Origin of the sequence: Nocardia sp. NBC_01009, assembly GCF_045208035.1 — a bacterium.
In the GTDB taxonomy this organism is placed as follows: Bacteria; Actinomycetota; Actinomycetes; order Mycobacteriales; family Mycobacteriaceae; genus Nocardia.
Genome location: NZ_CP108695.1, coordinates 4,085,548 through 4,101,969 on the forward strand (window position 1 = coordinate 4,085,548; position 16,422 = coordinate 4,101,969).

Below are 16,422 nucleotides of genomic sequence, written 5' to 3' on the forward strand. Positions count from 1 at the left end.
GGTCCCTCGCCTGTCGAATGCGGCTCAGCGCTGGGTGGGTTGTTCGGCCCAGCCTGCTGGTGGGTTGGTAGACCGGATTGCTTCTGGTGGATGGTTACGGCATCTTTACTTGCGGAGTGCCGGGAAGTCTGGTTGGCGGCGTGGCTCGGGTTCCCGAGCCACGGATTGGGCCGATCCTGGGAGTTCGTGTGGCATTCGCTGTTTGCATGACATCACCGCGAGCAAGGGTTGCCGAACGCCGGCTGTGGGAATCCACTGACGGTGCGGAGAGGTCGACGAGAGGTGGGCCCCGCACCCGGTCCGACATCACCCGCGGAGAAAAAGCTTGAGCCCAACACAGGTCGCGGCCAGGATCGGTGTACTTGCGTTGCGCACCAATCGGCTGTGCTGCGTGCCGACTTGGTTGTATCGGGCGCACCTGGGATTCGTGTTCGGGACGCGGTTGCTGCGTCTGGAATACACCGGACGCCGAAACAAGGGTCGTAAGTCGGTCGTTCTCGTCGTCGTGGACCGACCCGCGCCCGGTGAGTTCGTTGTCGCGTCGTGGTCGGGCAGGAAAGGCCGCTGGTATGGCGACGTCCAGGCCGACCCGCACGTGCGGATCACAACCGGTGTCGGGCGCAATGTCGCGGCCGTCGCGACGTCACTGTCCGACAGCGAGTCCGGTGGTGTGGTGGGACGCTACATCTACGCTGATCCCGACGGGTGGCAGCAGCTGCGGTCCACGATCGAGGACACAACCGGCCACACCGTCCAGAGGCTGGTGATGGTCAAATTCCGGATCCACCAGGACAGCTGAGGCTGTGGTGTCCAATCCGAGCTGATCAACCCGGGACAGCTTCTCGGCACTCGGCTAGCGGGTGCTGTGTCGAGGACCGCGCGTAGCACCAGCACTTGGTCCTCGGCACAGGAGCGGCGACAAGCATGGATCGTCACGCCGGATTCGGGTTTGCTCCCGCAGCACGGCCAGCAGCGTCGACGCGCAGTCACGTAGGTGGTGGTCGACTTCGGTCGCGGTTACGGCGCGTTCGGCGACTACCAGATCTGTGCTGTGTGCGCGGGCGCGGTGCACGCGGGCCGGCCGGCCGGTTGGCGCACCGCCTTTCCGAGGAAGCGACCGGCGATCTTGCTGGTCGCGATCACCTGGTCGGCGCCCAACTGTCGAGACAGTGATCGGCAGTCCGGATCGTTTAGCGCGGTCAGGCGCTCAGGTCGCGATTATTGAACACATAGGTGCCTGCTGCGACGAGGACCACCGAGGCGGCGAGCAAGACAACGCTGTTGCCCCATTGCAGCCCGTGTCGCAGCGGTTCGCCGTCGAGGTAGTAGTGGAACGGTGACAGGTAGGCGGCCCAGCCGACGCCGAGTTGGTCGGCGAAGGTATGCGCGGCGTAGGCCAGGACGCCGACAACGGCGGTGACCGCGAACACGACACCACGGCTGCCGGTGGCGGCGCCGAGTCCGACGGCGAGAGCACCGAAAGTGACGGCGAGCAAGGCGAGGTTGAGGCACTGGGCCGCGAACTGGGCGGGGCTGACCGCGGTGAGCTCGGCGGCGCCGCGGATTGCGAGCATTGCCAGCCACACGGCCGCGCTGATTCCGGTCGCGATGAGCACGAGTGCGGCGAAGCGCTGCAACAGGAGAGTGGTGCGGGTGATCGGGTAGGCCATCAACAGGTCCAGCGTCCCGGCCTCTTCGTCGGCGGCGGTGGCGCGCGCGCCCGTGGCGGCGCCGAAGAACATCACCAGCAACGGGACGATCAGCCCGAACACGGTCGAGCCGAGATAGCCTGGCGCGGACGCGATGTCATCCATTCGTAGCGCCTCGCGCAAGCCCTCGGGCAGATTTTCGGCCTGCTCGGCGCCGCTCTGGGCCATCTGTGGGAAGAAACTCGCGTACAGGGTCGCGGCCAGGGTGATGCCCACAGCCCAGCCGATCAAGGCACGGCGGCCATCACGCAGCGTTTTCACCATGACGGTGGTCATATCGTTCACAGTCCTTGTCTCCGTGGGATTTCGATCAGGCAGCAGGCTGCGGCGCGGCGGCGTAATGGGCATGGAAGATTTCGTCGAGGTGGGGCTCGGTCGTGTGCAGGGCCGTCACCGTGTGCCGGGCCGCCGCTTTGATGAGCGCGTCGGGCGTGCCGGTCAGCTGCGCCCGCAGTGTCGTTTCGGTGGTGTCGAGGATCGGTTCGGTGATTCCGGGCAGGCCACGGAATTCTTCGATGCGGACACGATGGCCGAAGCTGACTTCGATGCGACGGACCGCGCTCGCGCGTAGGTCGGCAACGGTGTCGAGCGCGACAAGCGCACCGTCACGCAGGATCGCGATCCGGTCGGCGACTGCTTCGACTTCGTCCATGATGTGGCTGGACATGAACACCGTCTGACCGGCCGCTGCCGCCTCGGTCACCAGGTCGAGAAACGTCTGCTGCATCAGCGGGTCGAGTCCGGAGCTCGGTTCATCGAGGATGAGCAGTTCTGGGGTGTGCATGAACGCCTGGACCAACCCGACCTTCTGCCGATTGCCTTTCGAGAGGCTCTTGATCGTCGCGTTCTGATCCAGTCCGAGCTGGTCGGCGAGGTCTTCGATGCGGGCGGGCGCGACACCGCCACGCAGCGCGCCGAGGAACCGTAGACATTCACGCACCTTCTGACGTCCGTCGACGACGAAATCGCCTGCCAGATAGCCGACTCGGCGACGCAGTGCCACCCCGTCGCGCAACGGATCCAGGCCGAGCACAGTCGCTGTCCCGCTCGTGGGTCGGATCAGGTCCAACAGCAGCCGGATCGTGGTCGACTTCCCCGCGCCGTTGGGTCCCAGGTAACCGAAGACCTCACCGGCGCGGACGTCGAGGGTCAATCCGGTCAATCCGCGTCGGGTGCCGTAGGTCTTGGTGAGATCGCGGATTTCGATGGCAGTGTCCATGACTCAGAATATATCGAAATTTCAGAGATTTGTGAAGATTCAGAATTGTTGGATGTTGTCTGTATTGTCTGGGGCTATGGACCCCACACAGCGGCTCCGCGACGCGGCCGAGAAGCTGGCCTTGACCCTGGCCCAGGGCGGGATGCAGAAGGCGACGGCCCGGGTGATGACGGCGCTGCTGTACACCCAGCAGGACTCCATGACCGCGGCGGATCTGTGTGAACAGCTGTCGATCAGCACCGGCGCGGTATCGAACGCCATCAAGCAACTCGGCCAATCCGGAATGATCGAGCGAGTACCCGCGCCCGGCAGTCGCCGCGATCACTACCGGTTCCCTCAGGGGGCCTGGGCAAGTTTGATGTCGCAACAGAACGCCATGCTGGGGGTGATGCGTGAGGCGGCCCGAGAAGGGCTCGACGCCGCGGGCGCTGACAGCGTCACCGCGGTCCGTCTGCATGAAATGCAGGACTTCTACCACTATATGGAGCGCGAACTACTCCCACTGATCGACCGATGGCGTCAGCAATACGGCAGGACTTAGTGTGAGGCGGCACTCGTGGTAGAAGTGGCGGTGCCACCAAGATGTCTTGTGACACAACAGCTTTGCTTCGGCAACCCGCCGTCCCTCTCGGTGATCCGGAGCAGAGCGGTCGCCGAGAGCGGTCGGTCCCAGCTGTCGCCGCGGTCTGCGGTCACTAGCCCGTCTGTGGCGAGCACATGCACAGCGCGTGCCAACGCACGGCGGCGGCCCGCGATGGTTGCGGTCAGCGCGGTGGGGCTCGCGCGCCAAGGCATCGAGGATCTCCACGACGTGGCGGTGGCTAACCAGCGTGCGAAGTGTCGCCAGGTCATCAGGTCGGTCATCGGGGCAGCCGTCTGTAGTCGCCGAAATTCAGTTCCGGACGTTAATTGAGGGCCTTAGTGCTCGGCGGTCGGCTTTACGGAACCTTGCCAGTACGCAGCTGAACCTTTACGGGGTTCCCTGCCGGATCAGCGACTGCCCCAGCGGATGCCGCAAGCATGCGGGTCATTCCCCCAACACCTATGGTCCGTCGCGACGAAGCCGCCGCGCCACTCCGAAACGGGGTGGCGCGGCGGCTCCCATATCCCGGCGCACCCGCGCTGCTCTATCACGGGTGTGCCGGGCGATCAGCGTTGTCCTGGCCGGTGGCCGTGGTTCGCCTTCTTCTTGCGGCGGGCGCGTTTCTTACTGGCGCGCTTGGACAATGTCGTGTCTCCTCAGGTGTGGGTCGAGTCGGTGGCTATGCTGCGTGCTCGAGCTGGTTGCTCCACACCGCCAGCCGAGTGCGTGCACGCGAATTGCGCACCAGTGCGGCCGGTTTCGCTTGTTCGGGGCCCTCGTAGTAGCCGCCGTTGAGCACCGGAGTCGTCGGTGCGCTGAGGGTGACCAGCAGCGAGGCGGCCGTGTCGACCGGAGCGGTTCGGTGGCTGCGCAGTTGGGGAAGGTCGATCTCGAAGTCGGCGGGGTGCACGCTGATCGAGATGAGTCCCTGCGGTCCGGTCTCGGCCAGCGACCGGCTGAACATGGTCAAAGCCAGCTTGGCCTGCGCGTAGATCGCGAGCGGGGTGTAGATGGCGCGGCTGCGGTCCAGATCCGAATAGTCGAGATTGCCACCGACGTGCAGCTTCGAGGTCACTGTGACGATCCGTCCCCGAGCTGCCGCGATGGCGGGAGCCAATGCCATGGTGAGGCGTGCCGGCGCGAGATAGTCGACCTGGAAGGTCAATTCGTGCCCGTCCTCGGTGTGCGTGCGTTTTTGTGGTGCTGCGATGGAGGCGGTGTTGATCAGCGCGTCGAGGCGGGGCAGTTCCGCGTCGAGCGCGCGACCGAGTTCGTCGACTTCGGCCAGGTGCGCGAAGTTGGCGTGCACCATGCGCACCTGACCGGGACGGGCCGCGGCCTGTAGTTGTTCCATCGTCTCGTCGGCACGATCCTTTTGCAGGACATGTGCAATGACGGTGGCGCCGTCGTCGATCAGCAGCTGCGCTGTGGCAAATCCCAGGCGACCATCGACGCCGGTCACCATTACGGTGCGGGCAGTGGACGAGCTTGCGGACATAGTTCTCCCATCAGGATTGAGCGCGCGCATCCGACACCGAACAGGAGGTTGCGCGAGGACGCGCGCGAAGGAAACTCGCGATCAGACATCGCGGAGTTATGTGGAACGTCGCACGCTCAGCGGCGACGAGGATTGATGGCCGGGCTACGCCGGACTCGGCGGCTCGTCCTCACTGCCGAAGCCGAAAAGCTCCAGGGCGGATGGCATCCGCTCGATGCGGTGCCGGGCAACGTCGAGGACTCGGCGCGAGGCGCAGCGAGGCTCGAAGGTTGCGGTCACACCACGATTCAAGCCCACCGCGTGTCTCGGCGACAAGTGCTCGCGACCGATTTGACGGATCCTTTGCGGTGTTGTCGGCGTGCTCCCGATATCGAGAAACCGAGCTCTGTCGGCACGCCGACGTGTGTCATTGCTGAGGGCGGGCACTCCAACCGGTGACAGTGCCGGGTGTGATCGAGGGCGCTCGATCACATAGCCGCGGTGTCGGGCAGAGAGATCGGTGGGCGGTGGCACCGACTTCCGCTTCAGCGCTGTCCGTGCTGGTTAGAGGTGATATCGAGCGTGCCTAGAACGTGCCAACAGAGGCGGATACGAGGCGGACCGGGTGATGCGAGCTGGACGTTGAAATGCCTCTGACCTGGGCGGGAGAGCACCAGCCGGACACCCTGGGACGCATTCCAGTTCCCTGGGGGTCAAGTGGTCGCAGGTTCAAATCCTGTCATCCCGACAAATAAACCCCTTCCGACCTCGGTCGGAAGGGGTTTTCTTATGTCCGATTCGGGGCCGGATTCGAGCCGATCCCATCAAAATCTCAGATTTCGAGCTCATCCGCCCCGAGCCCATCGCTCGAGAACGTCCCGATTGGCCGGTACCGTCTCGGGGATATCGATGTAGTGCCCTTTGGCCACACCGGTGGTGTTGCCCAGCTGGCGGGCCGCGCGCTCGGGGTCGTTGTAAGTGCGATCGACCTTGGTAGCGACGCCCTTGCGGAAGGTTCGCGGTGTGATCCACGCGAAGGCCTCACCGCGAGCGGCCCGCCAGATCCTGCCGAAATTGTTCGGATTACGCACCGTGCCGACCCCGGGAGGGGAACAGCAACCCCATCGGATTCGGGTGTCCCGAGGTCACAGAACCGCAGTGTCAACGCGCAGCGTGCGTATGAATCCGTCGACGGTGAATCCTGCGACCAGAACCCCGGCGTGCAACCGCGCAGCGGCGTTCCTCGTTTCCAGACGCTACATGGTGCACGCCACTTCGCTGGCACATGAGGAATCCCGGGATGTGAAAGTGGGCGGCGGGCATCGTTTCCGCTTCGCACCACCTGCCGCACCCGGCCTGAGGGGTCGGGCTTACGACGGTGGCGTGAGGACGGCGGCGGTGCGGGCCAATGCCATCGCACGGTGCGGGTAGATCGCGACTATCGAGTCCAATCCTGTCAGGCGTAGTGGCCGTGCCGCTGCGCCCGTGGCGATGACCGCGAAAACCGTGTCCGGCCCCGCGAGGTTGTTTGCGTCGATGAGTGGTTGGAGACCGGCGGAATCCATGAACGAGATTTCGCTCAGGTCCACCAGGACTCGGGCCGGATGGTCATGCAGGACCCGATCGAGCGCGATCACCAGCCCTGGCGCGGTGCGCGCGTCTACTTCTCCTCGGACAATGAGGACTGGGCCGTATTTGTCGTGGTTTTCGGTCTCGGCATCCATTCTGCCGGCTTTGTGGATCATCTGAGCTCCTCCGTCACAGGGGCTCCCCAGCGCCCGGCGATCGTCCCCCATTCCCCTGCACCGCCCGGCGACACATCGCGGCTGTTGGGCACTGAGGCGGAGAACGGCGAGTTGGACGTGTCGAACAGTCCGTTCTTGGTCCGCCGGGCTCATCGGTTCATAGCGTGTGCTCATCTGCGGGCGACCGGGGCGGGCCTGAGGCATGGCACAGGTTCTCACGCTGTGATGGCTGTGTCGCGGGCCAGGATAGTCGCGGCCCGAAGCGCCACCTTTTGGATGATGCGTTCGGTGGGGCCACCGAAACTGGTGCGGTAAGGCGAGTAGAAGGTGAGAACACCGAACGCGGTGCGGTTGCGGCCTGCGATCAAAGGCTGGCAATGCAGTGACCGAACACCCAGCACGACCAGCCGGGCAATACAGTCCGGCCAGCGGTGCTCTGCCATGAGGTCGGCCACCGTGACCGGACAGGCGGTGACAAAACACTCCAACACGGGCCCCGCCGGATAGGTCAGCTGGGCCTGTTCCCACTGTTGCGCGCGCGGCGTCAAGGCGGCGATCGCCGCGAGCTCGCCCCGCCGGTAGGTGGTGATCCCCACCGCGGGGTGTCCCGGCACCTGCGCTACGGCCAAAGCGATCAGTTGGCGCACCACCGCATATTTGGAGTCCAGACCGAGGCTCTTGTTGGTAACCGGAGTGGTCGGAAACTGCGGCATCATGACCCCCTAGCCTCGCTCGGAAAGTCCATCGCTACGCAGACGGGATTACCTCTGCCCGACAGCGGTGAGGTAACAGCAGTGCCCAACCAGTATCGACCCAGCAACAGACTGGCGGGTTCGATTCGCTGGAAATGGCTGGGCAGCGGCAATGGCTGCGGCTGGATGCCCGGGGCTACTCGCGGCGCGCCATTGCAGCGGTCGGTGCCGCCTGGGTAAACGGCCGGTGGCGTATCGAAATTTCGTGCACGACCTGCAGAGGGAGCGAGCACAGGGGTTGGCTACCGAGCCGGTGTGTCACCTGATCCCTTCGGCCTGCGCGACGGATATCGGCTCGTGATCGACCGCGGTGAAGACATCGATGGACATGTCCTCGTCCCGGTAGTGCGCCAGCGTCGACAAGCCGCGAGTAGTGCACGCGATCGCGTGGACCTGATCACCGGACATCGGGTACTCCGGCACTTTTCGTCGCCAGTGCACGCACAGCACAGTGCCGCCGGGTTCGAGGTGTTCGACGGCGCGGTCGAACACCGCACGCAGGCTCGCGGTGTCGAGGTAATAGCAGACCTCACTGAAAACGATCAGGTCGAATCGCTCGTCGACCCATTCCTCGCCGAGTGCCCAGCGGCGGAATTCGACGGTTCCTCGCGTGGAGTAGGGCAGGCGCTCGACCCGGGCCTTGGCCGAATCGAGCGCCTGCGCCACCACATCGGTGCACACCAGTCGATCGCAACGGGTGGTGAGTTCGGCGGAGAGGTTGCCTATCGAGCAGCCGGGTTCGAATGCATAGCGGTAGTGCGGCTTCGGTAGTGCCGCCAAGGTCAGTGCCCGCTTGCGCTGTTCATACCAGCGCGTGGTGAACCCCCACGGATCGGAATCGCGGGCGTACATGTCGTCGAAATGGCCTGCGGTCAGGCGTGTCTCGCTCATAAGAAGAACGTTTCCGTCGAACCGGTGAAGCGGTCGAGCAGGTGCGGCGGCAGAATCGGTTGGTCGGCGGGATCCTCCGACAGAGCGCTGGTCTGGCTGCGGAAGTGCGCGATCGCGCGCGACTTGGCGTTGATGACGGCCTCCGGCAGCGTCAACGTCCGCACGCGGGTCACGAGGACCAGGGGGTGTTCGGGAGTCGCCCAGTGCCACATCCACACCGGAAATTCGAGCAATCGGGTCGCGGTTCCGGCGCACGCCGCGGCCGCGGCCCGGCCGACGGCTTCGTGGTCGGGGTGACCGTCACGCCGCCAGGTCGTCGCACACCAGGCGCCGATGCGCCCGCATGCAGTGAGGATCTCCGCGAGGGCATCGGTCACCGCCGCTTGCTGTGCCGCTACGGCGCCGTCGCCGATTCGGAGCCGAATGGGTGGTCCGATACCCAGTTCGGCTGCCGCACGCCGAGATTCCTCGACACGTAGATCGGCGAGTTCGGTCGGCGAACAGGTGGGCGAACCGGGATGTGAAGCTTCTCCGTCGGTCACGGTGACCACCGTGACCGGCACATCGCTCGAGCGCGCCAACGCGATCAAACCACCGGCGCCGAGTATCTCGTCGTCGGGATGCGGCGCAACGACGACCAAGTGTCGCCACCCGGCGAGGGACAGTTCGCGGCGACGATGCCGCCACGGCGACCAGAAATCCTCCGGAGTACCGCGAACAGCAAGATCGATCATCGGCTCGGCAACCATGAGAACTCCTTTTCCGCGTAATCGCGGCCGAGATCGGCCAGGTCTCGCTCCGCATGACTCTGGCGGAGGTAGACGGTGAGGTCGGCGACACGCTGTGCATGCTCGGCATCCGCGCACAGTGGACCAGCGCCGAGTGCGCGCCCGACACGATCGATGGTCGTGGTGGCCGCGTCTTCGACCACCGCGCGCACGGTCCTGGCGCGCAGCCGTGCCGTCGCCGACGCATCGAGGGGGTCTTCGTCGATCCGGTGCGCGGCGTCGGTCACGCACAACCCGGCGGCATACAGTCCGCTCAGCACCGCGCCGAGATGCGCCGAGGCATGCTCGTCGGCCTTGCCGGCAGCGACACAGTCATGCAACATCCCGGCGATGGCGCAGGCGCTGCCGTACCAGCACGCGGCCACCCCGATCGCGCCGTGCCAGAAGCCGGGACGCGCCAGGTAGGCGCCGGGTTCGCCGATGGATTCGGCCGGGACTTCATCGAAATCTACTGCACCGGAGTCGGATTCCCGCATACCGACGGCATGCCAGGTACCAGGCACAGATCGAACCGAGGGCTGTCCGAGGTCGACGGCGAACAGCCTGCGTTCATTCCCCACCCGGGCGGTGACGAGCGCATGGGTACAGATGGTCGCTCCCGAACACCACAGCTTGCGACCCGTCACGGTCCAACCGCCGGGATCGAATCGCGCCTGCAACACCGGCTTCGGTGGCTCGGCCGCCCATACTCCCCAGATCTGACCGCGGGCCACACCGTGGCCTCCGAGCTCGGCGAGTATCGCGTCCGCATCGACGTGCGCTTCTGCCAGCCGTCCCACCACCGTGTTCTCGAACGCCAATTCGGCCAGCATGCGCCAGCGCTCGGCAGTTCGGCCCGATCCGGGATACGGCAGTTCGAGCCGACCCGAATGTGCCAGTCCACGTAGGGTATTCGACACCGTGCCAGTGGAACGGCGGAGAACCTGTTCGGCGATGTCAGGCACTTCGGCTCTCCTTCCGATAGGGGTTCACGGCTCGTTCGATGCGTCGTATGTGGTCGGCGAATCCGTGCGGTGCACGCCCGATTCGCCGCGCCGAGGTAGTGACGACCACGTCATCGGCCCACGTGACCCGCGCATCAGCGGCGATCATGCGCGACACCATCTCGATGTCCTCACCAGTGCGCAGGTGCCGAAAGCCACCGATCCGCCAATACGTGTCGGCTCGAAAACCGAGATTCGCACCGTGCACGTGGCCGTGCGCTCCGGTCGAGGGATATTGCTTCTCGTAGGTGCGCCGGGTGGCTGCCGTGTGATCGGCCCAGCTCCGCACACCGACGACCCCGGCGACGACATCGCTGTCATTTCGCGCGTATCCCAGCTGCGCCCGCAACCACGAGTCATCGACCTCGGAGTCTGCGTCGGTGGTGGCGAACCAGGTCTCGGCCCCACAGGTCGCGCCTGCCTCGGCGAAACCCAGCGAACGGGCCGCGCCGACGTTGCGTTCGTCGATCTCCATCACCTCGACGTTCGAGGTCGGTACCCGCGCGGAGGCGTCGGTACACGCGTCCAGGACGAGCTGGATCCGAACCGGAACATCCACCCGCTCCGCCGCGCGTGCCAGCGCCGTCAGACAGGCAGGCAACAGCCGCTCTTCATCCCGAACCGGAACGACCACCAGAACTCGAGCGATCACGCAGGCATTCTCGTGCCGGTCGGCGTCCAGGAAACGGGCACCATCGTATCCCGAGTCGCTCATGGTTCCCGGCTACCCCGCGACTCGGCGAGCAAACAGCCAGCGTCACATGTGGGTAGCCGGTGCGCGCGACACCCACAACCGAAGTAGTCCACGATGACCCGAAGCCGATCGCGATCTCCTACGGTGGCAACGAGTCTTGTTGCGGGGAATGCCCGAACCGCAAAGCTCGAGTGGCGACGTGACGAGCCTGTGTTCGGTGGCGATGCGACGCAGGTAGTCGAGGATCTCTGACCGCCCTGGATACCGCGTGTACCAGTCGTGGTAGGGCGCGAAGGAGAACGAGTACAGGTGTGCGGTGAGCCGCTTCGAGGTATGCGATGAGCGCGACAGCGGCTGTCGCACCGGAGAATACCGCGAGTCCGGCGGTACTACGAGGCTTACCGGATCGCGATTCCAACTCTGGCGAACAAGCCGGGAAGCTTGCGGCGCGATCAGCGGCAACCGAGATCGCTTTTCCCTGTTTGACGTGCGGTTTGCGGGGAATGCGCTAACGCATGAAGGACGTACTCGAACGTGAAAGCAAATGGGCGGTCGACCGGGACTTCACTCTTCCGAGGCTCGACGACCTTGTCGCGAATAGCCGCATCGAGGAGGCGCCGGTCGAGCTGACCAGTACCTACTTCGACACCGCCGAGCGAGACCTCCTCGCCCACGACCTGACGTTGCGTCGCCGTGAGGGAGACGACGAATCCGGCTGGCAGCTGAAGATCCCCCACTCGCATGGTCGCGTCGAAGTAACCGCCCAGCTGTCGGACGAGCTGCCACATGAACTCGCCGAGGTCGTCAACGGCGCCGCGCTGGGTAGGCCGTTGAATGCGGTCGCCAGGGTTCACACATTGCGCCGCCGTCACCGCATCCTCGGTTCGGACGGCGAACTGATCGTCGAGATCGACGACGACACTGTGGACTCGACCGTCGCTGACCGGCCTGCGGAACTGGTCGCGTGGCGTGAGGTCGAGGTCGAACTCGGCCCGCACACCAACAAAGTCCCCGCGATATTGCGGGACCGGCTCGCCGAAGCAGGCGCACGCGAGTCGAGCTATCCCTCCAAGCTGTCTCATGTACTGCCGGAGCGATCCGGACCGGCCGTCACCAGTTCGCGTGCGGAACATGCCCTGCACGAATACATGACCACACAGATCGACCTGATCTTCGTTGGCGATGTCGGGCTACGCCGAGGCGAGGAACCAATCCACGACACCCGTGTCGCGACGCGGCGACTGCGCAGCACGCTACGCGTGTTCGGCAAGCTGCTGGATCGCTGCGCCATCGGCGAGATCGACAACGAGCTGAAATGGTACGCAGCGCTGCTCGGCGACATACGCGATTGCCACGTCCAACGCCGACGCCTCGCCGATGAACTCAACGCCCTACCGCCCGAACTCATCTTGGGTCCCGTCGCTGCGCGAATCGATGCGACGCTGCTGGATCGGCAGTTGCCGAGCCGCAATGCTCTCGCTGAGGCAATGAACTCGCCCCGCTACCTGCGACTGCTCGCGACCCTGCAGACATGGAAATCGCAGCCGCCGATCGAGCGACGGATCCGGCGGCGCCAACTCGTCAAGCGGGCCCGCCGGGCCGCGGATAAGGCCGACCGCCGGTTGATGACCGCGTTGCGCAACCAGCGACACGAATCGCTGCACCGCGCGCGTAAAGCCGCCAAGCGTGCACGCTACGCCGCCGAATTGTACGAACCCCTTCGAAAGCCCGCGCGTGCAAAGTCGAACATCAAGTACTACAAGAAGATTCAGCGCCTACTCGGCGACTGCAACGACAGCGTCGTGTCGACCGAATTCCTGTGGCGAACCGCTACAGCAGCGGGGACGGCAGGCGGCGAGAACGGATTCACCTACGGCCTGCTGTACGCGAACGAGATGCACGCCAGTGAGAGCGCGCGCCAGAGTGTCGCGGAAGTTGCCGGAGGCGAATAGGTACAGCCTCCCGCTGCACTGCCGCGGCTTCTCGGCGGGATTGTCCAACCAAAAGAACGTACTGAGGGACCATGATCGCTCCTTGGTGGCTGCGTGCTGTCACCTGCGTTGGAGTGTTGCCGTCATCGACGTAATTCGCGAACTTTTCCGAAATTCTGTCCGACTGGTCGAACGACTCCCGACCCGTTGGGGGTCGCTGGGAAGGCGACCCGGCTCCTGGCCATTCACGGATCTTCGCAGGCAGACCCCATCGACCCATCCGGTAACTAGGCATACGCTGAGATGCGGCCATTTCAATGTGGTCTACCCCACTCATACGGGTGTCATGGCTCGACCAACCCGGGTCGCATCAGTGCAGTGGCAGTCGAGCGAGCAAGGAGTGAGCATGAAAGGCGGAACAAGAGTTGCGATAGGGGTGGGCATCGGGTACCTGCTGGGCCGCACGCACAAAATGCGCTTTGCGTTGATGATGGCCGGTGCCGCAATGTCCAGGCGGTCCTCGGGAGTGCCCGCGGAGCTGCTGAAGCAGGGGACTTCGTTGCTCAAATCGTCGCCGCAGCTGACCCAGCTCACCGACACTGTTCGCGGCGAGTTACTGGACGCAGTCCGGTCGGCCGCGGTCACCGCCGCGAGCAACCGCATCGACGCGTTCAACGCCCGGTTGGAGCAGGGCTCGACGCTCCTGGCGGACAAGGAGGATCGCGACGAGTCGCGAGAAACGGATTCCGACGAAGACGAGTCCGACGAACAACCGACACGGGGTGACGAGCAAGCGTCGGCCGACGAGGACGAGGATCTCGAGGACGAAGAAGATTCCGAACAAGGACACGACGAGGACGACGAAGCGGACGAGGAGGACACCAGGCGACCCGCCGCGCGGACGCGGGCACGCCGGTCGGGGACCACCAGCGGGCGGAAAACCGGTTCCCGGGGCTCGGTCCGTAGGTCCGCGTCCGGGGATCGCAAACCGACTTCATCCGTCCGACGCCGTAGTCGGTCCGACACCGACGAAGCACCCGTGCGACGCACGAGGAGATGAGGTCGATGGCGAAGACATTGCGCGATGCGACGGCCGGGGTCGGCAAGGTGGCCACCGGCACTGCCGCCCGGGCCACCAAAACCGCGACCCGGGCTGGGGCAACGGCCCGGAAATCAGCTCGAGATGCCACCCCGACGGGCCTCCTGCAGCAATCTGTGCAGAACCTCGCCGGAAACCTGGCCGACCGCGCGGTGTCCGGGCTGTCGGACCGGGTATCGAAGACTGCCGGTCGGCTGAACGAGTATGCCGAAGGTGGCGGAGGAAACCTGCTGGCGGCGGTGACCGGTGTGGAGAAGCTGGCCGGAGGTGCCTCGCCGTTCCGAGCGGCCGTCAGCGGGGGTGTGAGCAAGCTCGGGCACTCGGTCCGCGAAAAGTTCGAGGCGGCCAAGGAGTCACTGACCGGCGGCAAGGGCAAAGGCGGTGGCAAGAAGCTGAAGCTGACCAATATCGTCGAGCACATCGACGTGGGGGTTCCGGTCGATTTGGCCTACGACCAGTGGACCCAGTTCGCGGATTTTCCGAAGTTCATGAAGAAGGTCGAGAAGGTCGAGCAGGTCGCCGACGAGAAGCTCAGCTGGACCGGCAAAGTGTTCTGGTCGAGACGGACCTGGGAATCCACGATCTTCGAGCAGGTACCGTTCGAGCGGATTGTCTGGCGTTCCAAGGGCGCTAAAGGCTACATCGACGGCGCGGTCACCTTCCATGAGATCACCCCGGGGCTGACCCGCATCCTAGTGGTGCTCGAGTACCACCCCAAGGGAGTGTTCGAGAAGACCGCCAATCTGTGGCGCGCGGCAGGTCGCCGGTGCCGCCTGGAACTCAAGCACTTCCAGCGGCAGGTCATGATCGAGGCGGTGCTGCACAGCGACGACATTGTGGGCTGGCACGGCGAGATCTACGACAGCGAGGTCGTCAAAGACGACGAAACCGCACGCCGCGAGGAAGAAGAGAACGAAGAACAGGACGTCGAACACGACCGCGCGGACGACAAAGAGTCGGACGAGGCCGACGAAGCCGAAGCCGACGAAGCCGACGAGCAAGAGAGCGATCAACAAGACCCGGACGAGGAAGAAACACCAAAGCAGCCTCGCCGTCGTCCGCCCGCCCGCCGCAAGAGCTCGGTGACCCGCCGGTCGCGTGAGAGCGAAGGAGCAAGCCGATGACGATCGAACCCGCAGGAGGCGGTGGCGGAGCCGGCACGTTGGCGCGGCCGAACTCCTCCAACCTGGCTGATGTCATAGACACGATTCTCGACAAAGGACTGGTCATCGATGCGTTCGCGCGAGTCTCGCTGGTCGGCATCGAACTGGTAACCATCGACGCGCGTGTCGTGGTGGCCAGTGTCGACACGTATCTGCGTTTCGCCGAAGCGGTCAACCGGCTCGAGATCTCCAGCAGTGAACCGAAGGGGCTGACCGATATCGTCGGCGACGTCACCGAGGGCGCGTCGAAGCACAAGACGAAGGGCGTTCTGGAAGCGGCCGGCGAGAAGGTCTCGGACTTTCTCGGCGACATCGAGGACAAGCGCCAGACAGCGCCACAGTCGTCCAGACGCCGGGAGGAGTGATGGCTGCCGACGCAACCTCCGTATATGTCTATGGCATCGTGCCCGCCGACGTCGAACCCGAGCCGCACGCGACCGGTGTGGGCGATCCTCCGGGTGAGGTCGGGGTGGTGCGGCACGGTGAGATCGCCGCGTTGATCAGCACGCTCGAGTCCGATCGCCCACTGGGCACACCCGAGGACCTCACCGCCCATGCCGAACTGCTGGACGGGTCGGCCACGGTCGCCCCGGTGCTGCCGCTGCGGTTCGGTGCGGTCATGACCGACACGGAGGCGGTGGAGAACGAATTGCTCGAGGCGAACGAGGACGAATTCCGCGCCGCACTGGAGGAACTCGAGGGCCGGGCGCAGTTCGTGATCAGGGGACGCTACGTCGAGGAGGCCATCCTGCGGGAGCTGCTCGACGAGAAGGCCGAGGCCGCCCGACTCCGCGAGGAGATCCGCGACAAACCGGAAGACGCCACGCGTGATGCCCGGATCGCGCTGGGCGAGCTGATCAATCAGGCCATCGAGGCCAAGCGAGCCGAGGATACTCGCACGGTGGTTTCCGAACTCGAGAAGTTCGAACCACTCGTCAACCAGCGCGAGCCCAGCCACGAGGAGGATGCCGTCCACATCGCGGTGCTGGTTGAGTTGGCTCGGCAAGCAGAGCTGGAGGAGACGTTGCGCCAGCTCACCGAGCGTTGGGACGGCCGGGTGGAGCTGAACCTGCTCGGGCCGATGGCGGCCTACGACTTCGTGACGAAGCGAGCCCCCGAGGGGTGAGGCATGGGTCTGCTCTCATCGATATTGTCGTTGCCCCTCGCGCCGGTTCGCGGCGTGATGTGGCTGGGCGAAGTGATCCAGGACCAGGTCGAGCAGCAGCTCCATGATCCCGCGGCGTTGCGGGGCGAGCTCGAGGAGATCGATCGCGCGGCGGAGGCCGGTCACTTGTCCGAAGAAGAGCAGCAGCAAGCGCAGCAGGCGGTCCTGGATCGCATGACCGGCTCTGCGGATGACGTGACCGCGATCGACCGGACGGAGTGAC

General features: G+C 65.1%; 19 protein-coding genes. 8 read left to right on the forward strand and 11 right to left on the reverse strand.

From position 1 onward, the window contains the following. Nucleotides 1-325: 325 nt before the first annotated feature. Complete coding sequence (locus tag OHA42_RS18215; protein WP_406238612.1) at nucleotides 326-799, forward strand: nitroreductase/quinone reductase family protein; 474 nt, start codon at nucleotides 326-328, stop codon at nucleotides 797-799. A gap of 400 nt (nucleotides 800-1,199) precedes the next feature. Here OHA42_RS18215 and OHA42_RS18220 read toward each other — a convergent pair whose 3' ends face one another. Both OHA42_RS18220 and OHA42_RS18225 read right to left on the reverse strand, forming a co-directional pair. Then, nucleotides 1,200-1,985, reverse strand: coding sequence for an ABC transporter permease subunit (locus tag OHA42_RS18220; RefSeq protein WP_406239451.1), 786 nt, complete (start codon nucleotides 1,983-1,985; stop codon nucleotides 1,200-1,202). 34 nt (nucleotides 1,986-2,019) lie between these two features. Next, nucleotides 2,020-2,928, reverse strand: coding sequence for an ABC transporter ATP-binding protein (locus OHA42_RS18225; protein ID WP_406238613.1), 909 nt, complete (start codon nucleotides 2,926-2,928; stop codon nucleotides 2,020-2,022). Between the two features lie 76 nt (nucleotides 2,929-3,004). Here OHA42_RS18225 and OHA42_RS18230 point away from each other — a divergent pair, with 76 nt between their 5' ends. Continuing rightward, nucleotides 3,005-3,469, forward strand: a complete 465-nt coding sequence (locus tag OHA42_RS18230) for a GbsR/MarR family transcriptional regulator (protein WP_406238614.1) — start codon at nucleotides 3,005-3,007, stop codon at nucleotides 3,467-3,469. A 608-nt stretch (nucleotides 3,470-4,077) separates the two neighbouring features. Here OHA42_RS18230 and OHA42_RS18235 read toward each other — a convergent pair. The 9 genes from OHA42_RS18235 to OHA42_RS18275 form a co-directional block, all read right to left on the reverse strand. Further along, nucleotides 4,078-4,155: a 50S ribosomal protein bL37 gene (locus tag OHA42_RS18235; RefSeq protein ID WP_406239453.1), complete on the reverse strand. Its 78-nt coding sequence runs from the start codon at nucleotides 4,153-4,155 to the stop codon at nucleotides 4,078-4,080. A 35-nt stretch (nucleotides 4,156-4,190) separates the two neighbouring features. Further along, nucleotides 4,191-5,009 (reverse strand): SDR family NAD(P)-dependent oxidoreductase, encoded by an 819-nt coding sequence (locus OHA42_RS18240; protein WP_406238615.1) that lies wholly within the window; start codon nucleotides 5,007-5,009, stop codon nucleotides 4,191-4,193. Nucleotides 5,010-5,833: 824 nt separating this feature from the next. Next, nucleotides 5,834-6,079: a hypothetical protein gene (locus tag OHA42_RS18245; RefSeq protein ID WP_406238616.1), complete on the reverse strand. Its 246-nt coding sequence runs from the start codon at nucleotides 6,077-6,079 to the stop codon at nucleotides 5,834-5,836. A 279-nt stretch (nucleotides 6,080-6,358) separates the two neighbouring features. Beyond that, entirely contained in the window at nucleotides 6,359-6,733 is a 375-nt protein-coding gene (locus tag OHA42_RS18250; RefSeq protein WP_406238617.1) for an STAS domain-containing protein, read from the reverse strand. A 215-nt stretch (nucleotides 6,734-6,948) separates the two neighbouring features. Beyond that, nucleotides 6,949-7,449, reverse strand: coding sequence for a hypothetical protein (locus OHA42_RS18255; protein ID WP_406238618.1), 501 nt, complete (start codon nucleotides 7,447-7,449; stop codon nucleotides 6,949-6,951). 294 nt (nucleotides 7,450-7,743) lie between these two features. Further along, nucleotides 7,744-8,376: a class I SAM-dependent DNA methyltransferase gene (locus tag OHA42_RS18260; RefSeq protein WP_406238619.1), complete on the reverse strand. Its 633-nt coding sequence runs from the start codon at nucleotides 8,374-8,376 to the stop codon at nucleotides 7,744-7,746. Then, nucleotides 8,373-9,125, reverse strand: coding sequence for a PIG-L deacetylase family protein (locus OHA42_RS18265; protein ID WP_406238620.1), 753 nt, complete (start codon nucleotides 9,123-9,125; stop codon nucleotides 8,373-8,375). Before OHA42_RS18265 ends, OHA42_RS18260 begins: the two co-directional genes overlap by 4 nt. Then, nucleotides 9,107-10,063 carry an acyl-CoA dehydrogenase family protein gene (locus tag OHA42_RS18270; protein ID WP_406238621.1) on the reverse strand — a complete coding sequence of 319 codons (957 nt, stop codon included), beginning with the start codon at nucleotides 10,061-10,063 and terminating at the stop codon, nucleotides 9,107-9,109. Before OHA42_RS18270 ends, OHA42_RS18265 begins: the two co-directional genes overlap by 19 nt. A gap of 37 nt (nucleotides 10,064-10,100) precedes the next feature. Then, nucleotides 10,101-10,862, reverse strand: coding sequence for a glycosyltransferase (locus OHA42_RS18275; protein WP_406238623.1), 762 nt, complete (start codon nucleotides 10,860-10,862; stop codon nucleotides 10,101-10,103). 494 nt (nucleotides 10,863-11,356) lie between these two features. Between OHA42_RS18275 and OHA42_RS18280 the strand changes: the two genes are divergently transcribed. From OHA42_RS18280 to OHA42_RS18305, 6 genes are all read left to right on the forward strand, one after another. Continuing rightward, nucleotides 11,357-12,793 (forward strand): CHAD domain-containing protein, encoded by a 1,437-nt coding sequence (locus OHA42_RS18280; RefSeq protein WP_406238625.1) that lies wholly within the window; start codon nucleotides 11,357-11,359, stop codon nucleotides 12,791-12,793. Nucleotides 12,794-13,178: 385 nt separating this feature from the next. Then, on the forward strand, nucleotides 13,179-13,832 hold the full coding sequence (locus OHA42_RS18285) for a hypothetical protein (protein WP_406238627.1): 654 nt from the start codon (nucleotides 13,179-13,181) through the stop codon (nucleotides 13,830-13,832). 287 nt (nucleotides 13,833-14,119) lie between these two features. After that, nucleotides 14,120-14,995 carry an SRPBCC family protein gene (locus OHA42_RS18290; protein WP_406238629.1) on the forward strand — a complete coding sequence of 292 codons (876 nt, stop codon included), beginning with the start codon at nucleotides 14,120-14,122 and terminating at the stop codon, nucleotides 14,993-14,995. After that, a complete protein-coding gene (gvpJ, locus tag OHA42_RS18295) occupies nucleotides 14,992-15,399 on the forward strand; it encodes a gas vesicle protein GvpJ (protein WP_406238631.1) in 408 nt (135 codons plus the stop codon). The genes OHA42_RS18290 and gvpJ overlap by 4 nt, the downstream gene beginning before the upstream one ends. Then, complete coding sequence (locus OHA42_RS18300) at nucleotides 15,399-16,160, forward strand: GvpL/GvpF family gas vesicle protein (RefSeq protein WP_406238633.1); 762 nt, start codon at nucleotides 15,399-15,401, stop codon at nucleotides 16,158-16,160. Before gvpJ ends, OHA42_RS18300 begins: the two co-directional genes overlap by 1 nt. A 3-nt stretch (nucleotides 16,161-16,163) precedes the next feature. Then, nucleotides 16,164-16,421 (forward strand): gas vesicle protein GvpG, encoded by a 258-nt coding sequence (locus OHA42_RS18305; RefSeq protein WP_406238635.1) that lies wholly within the window; start codon nucleotides 16,164-16,166, stop codon nucleotides 16,419-16,421. The last annotated feature ends 1 nt before the right edge of the window (nucleotide 16,422 follow it).

Bases quoted from the DNA above. Each gene is read 5' to 3' on its own strand.
- OHA42_RS18220 (WP_406239451.1), bottom strand. From the start codon at position 1,985: ATGACCACCGTCATGGTGAAAACGCTGCGTGATGGCCGCCGTGCCTTG.
- OHA42_RS18225 (WP_406238613.1), bottom strand. From the start codon at position 2,928: ATGGACACTGCCATCGAAATCCGCGATCTCACCAAGACCTACGGCACC.
- OHA42_RS18230 (WP_406238614.1), top strand. From the start codon at position 3,005: ATGGACCCCACACAGCGGCTCCGCGACGCGGCCGAGAAGCTGGCCTTG.
- OHA42_RS18240 (WP_406238615.1), bottom strand. From the start codon at position 5,009: ATGTCCGCAAGCTCGTCCACTGCCCGCACCGTAATGGTGACCGGCGTC.
- OHA42_RS18250 (WP_406238617.1), bottom strand. From the start codon at position 6,733: ATGATCCACAAAGCCGGCAGAATGGATGCCGAGACCGAAAACCACGAC.
- OHA42_RS18255 (WP_406238618.1), bottom strand. From the start codon at position 7,449: ATGATGCCGCAGTTTCCGACCACTCCGGTTACCAACAAGAGCCTCGGT.
- OHA42_RS18260 (WP_406238619.1), bottom strand. From the start codon at position 8,376: ATGAGCGAGACACGCCTGACCGCAGGCCATTTCGACGACATGTACGCC.
- OHA42_RS18265 (WP_406238620.1), bottom strand. From the start codon at position 9,125: ATGGTTGCCGAGCCGATGATCGATCTTGCTGTTCGCGGTACTCCGGAG.
- OHA42_RS18275 (WP_406238623.1), bottom strand. From the start codon at position 10,862: ATGAGCGACTCGGGATACGATGGTGCCCGTTTCCTGGACGCCGACCGG.
- OHA42_RS18280 (WP_406238625.1), top strand. From the start codon at position 11,357: ATGAAGGACGTACTCGAACGTGAAAGCAAATGGGCGGTCGACCGGGAC.
- OHA42_RS18285 (WP_406238627.1), top strand. From the start codon at position 13,179: ATGAAAGGCGGAACAAGAGTTGCGATAGGGGTGGGCATCGGGTACCTG.
- gvpJ (WP_406238631.1), top strand. From the start codon at position 14,992: ATGACGATCGAACCCGCAGGAGGCGGTGGCGGAGCCGGCACGTTGGCG.
- OHA42_RS18300 (WP_406238633.1), top strand. From the start codon at position 15,399: ATGGCTGCCGACGCAACCTCCGTATATGTCTATGGCATCGTGCCCGCC.
- OHA42_RS18305 (WP_406238635.1), top strand. From the start codon at position 16,164: ATGGGTCTGCTCTCATCGATATTGTCGTTGCCCCTCGCGCCGGTTCGC.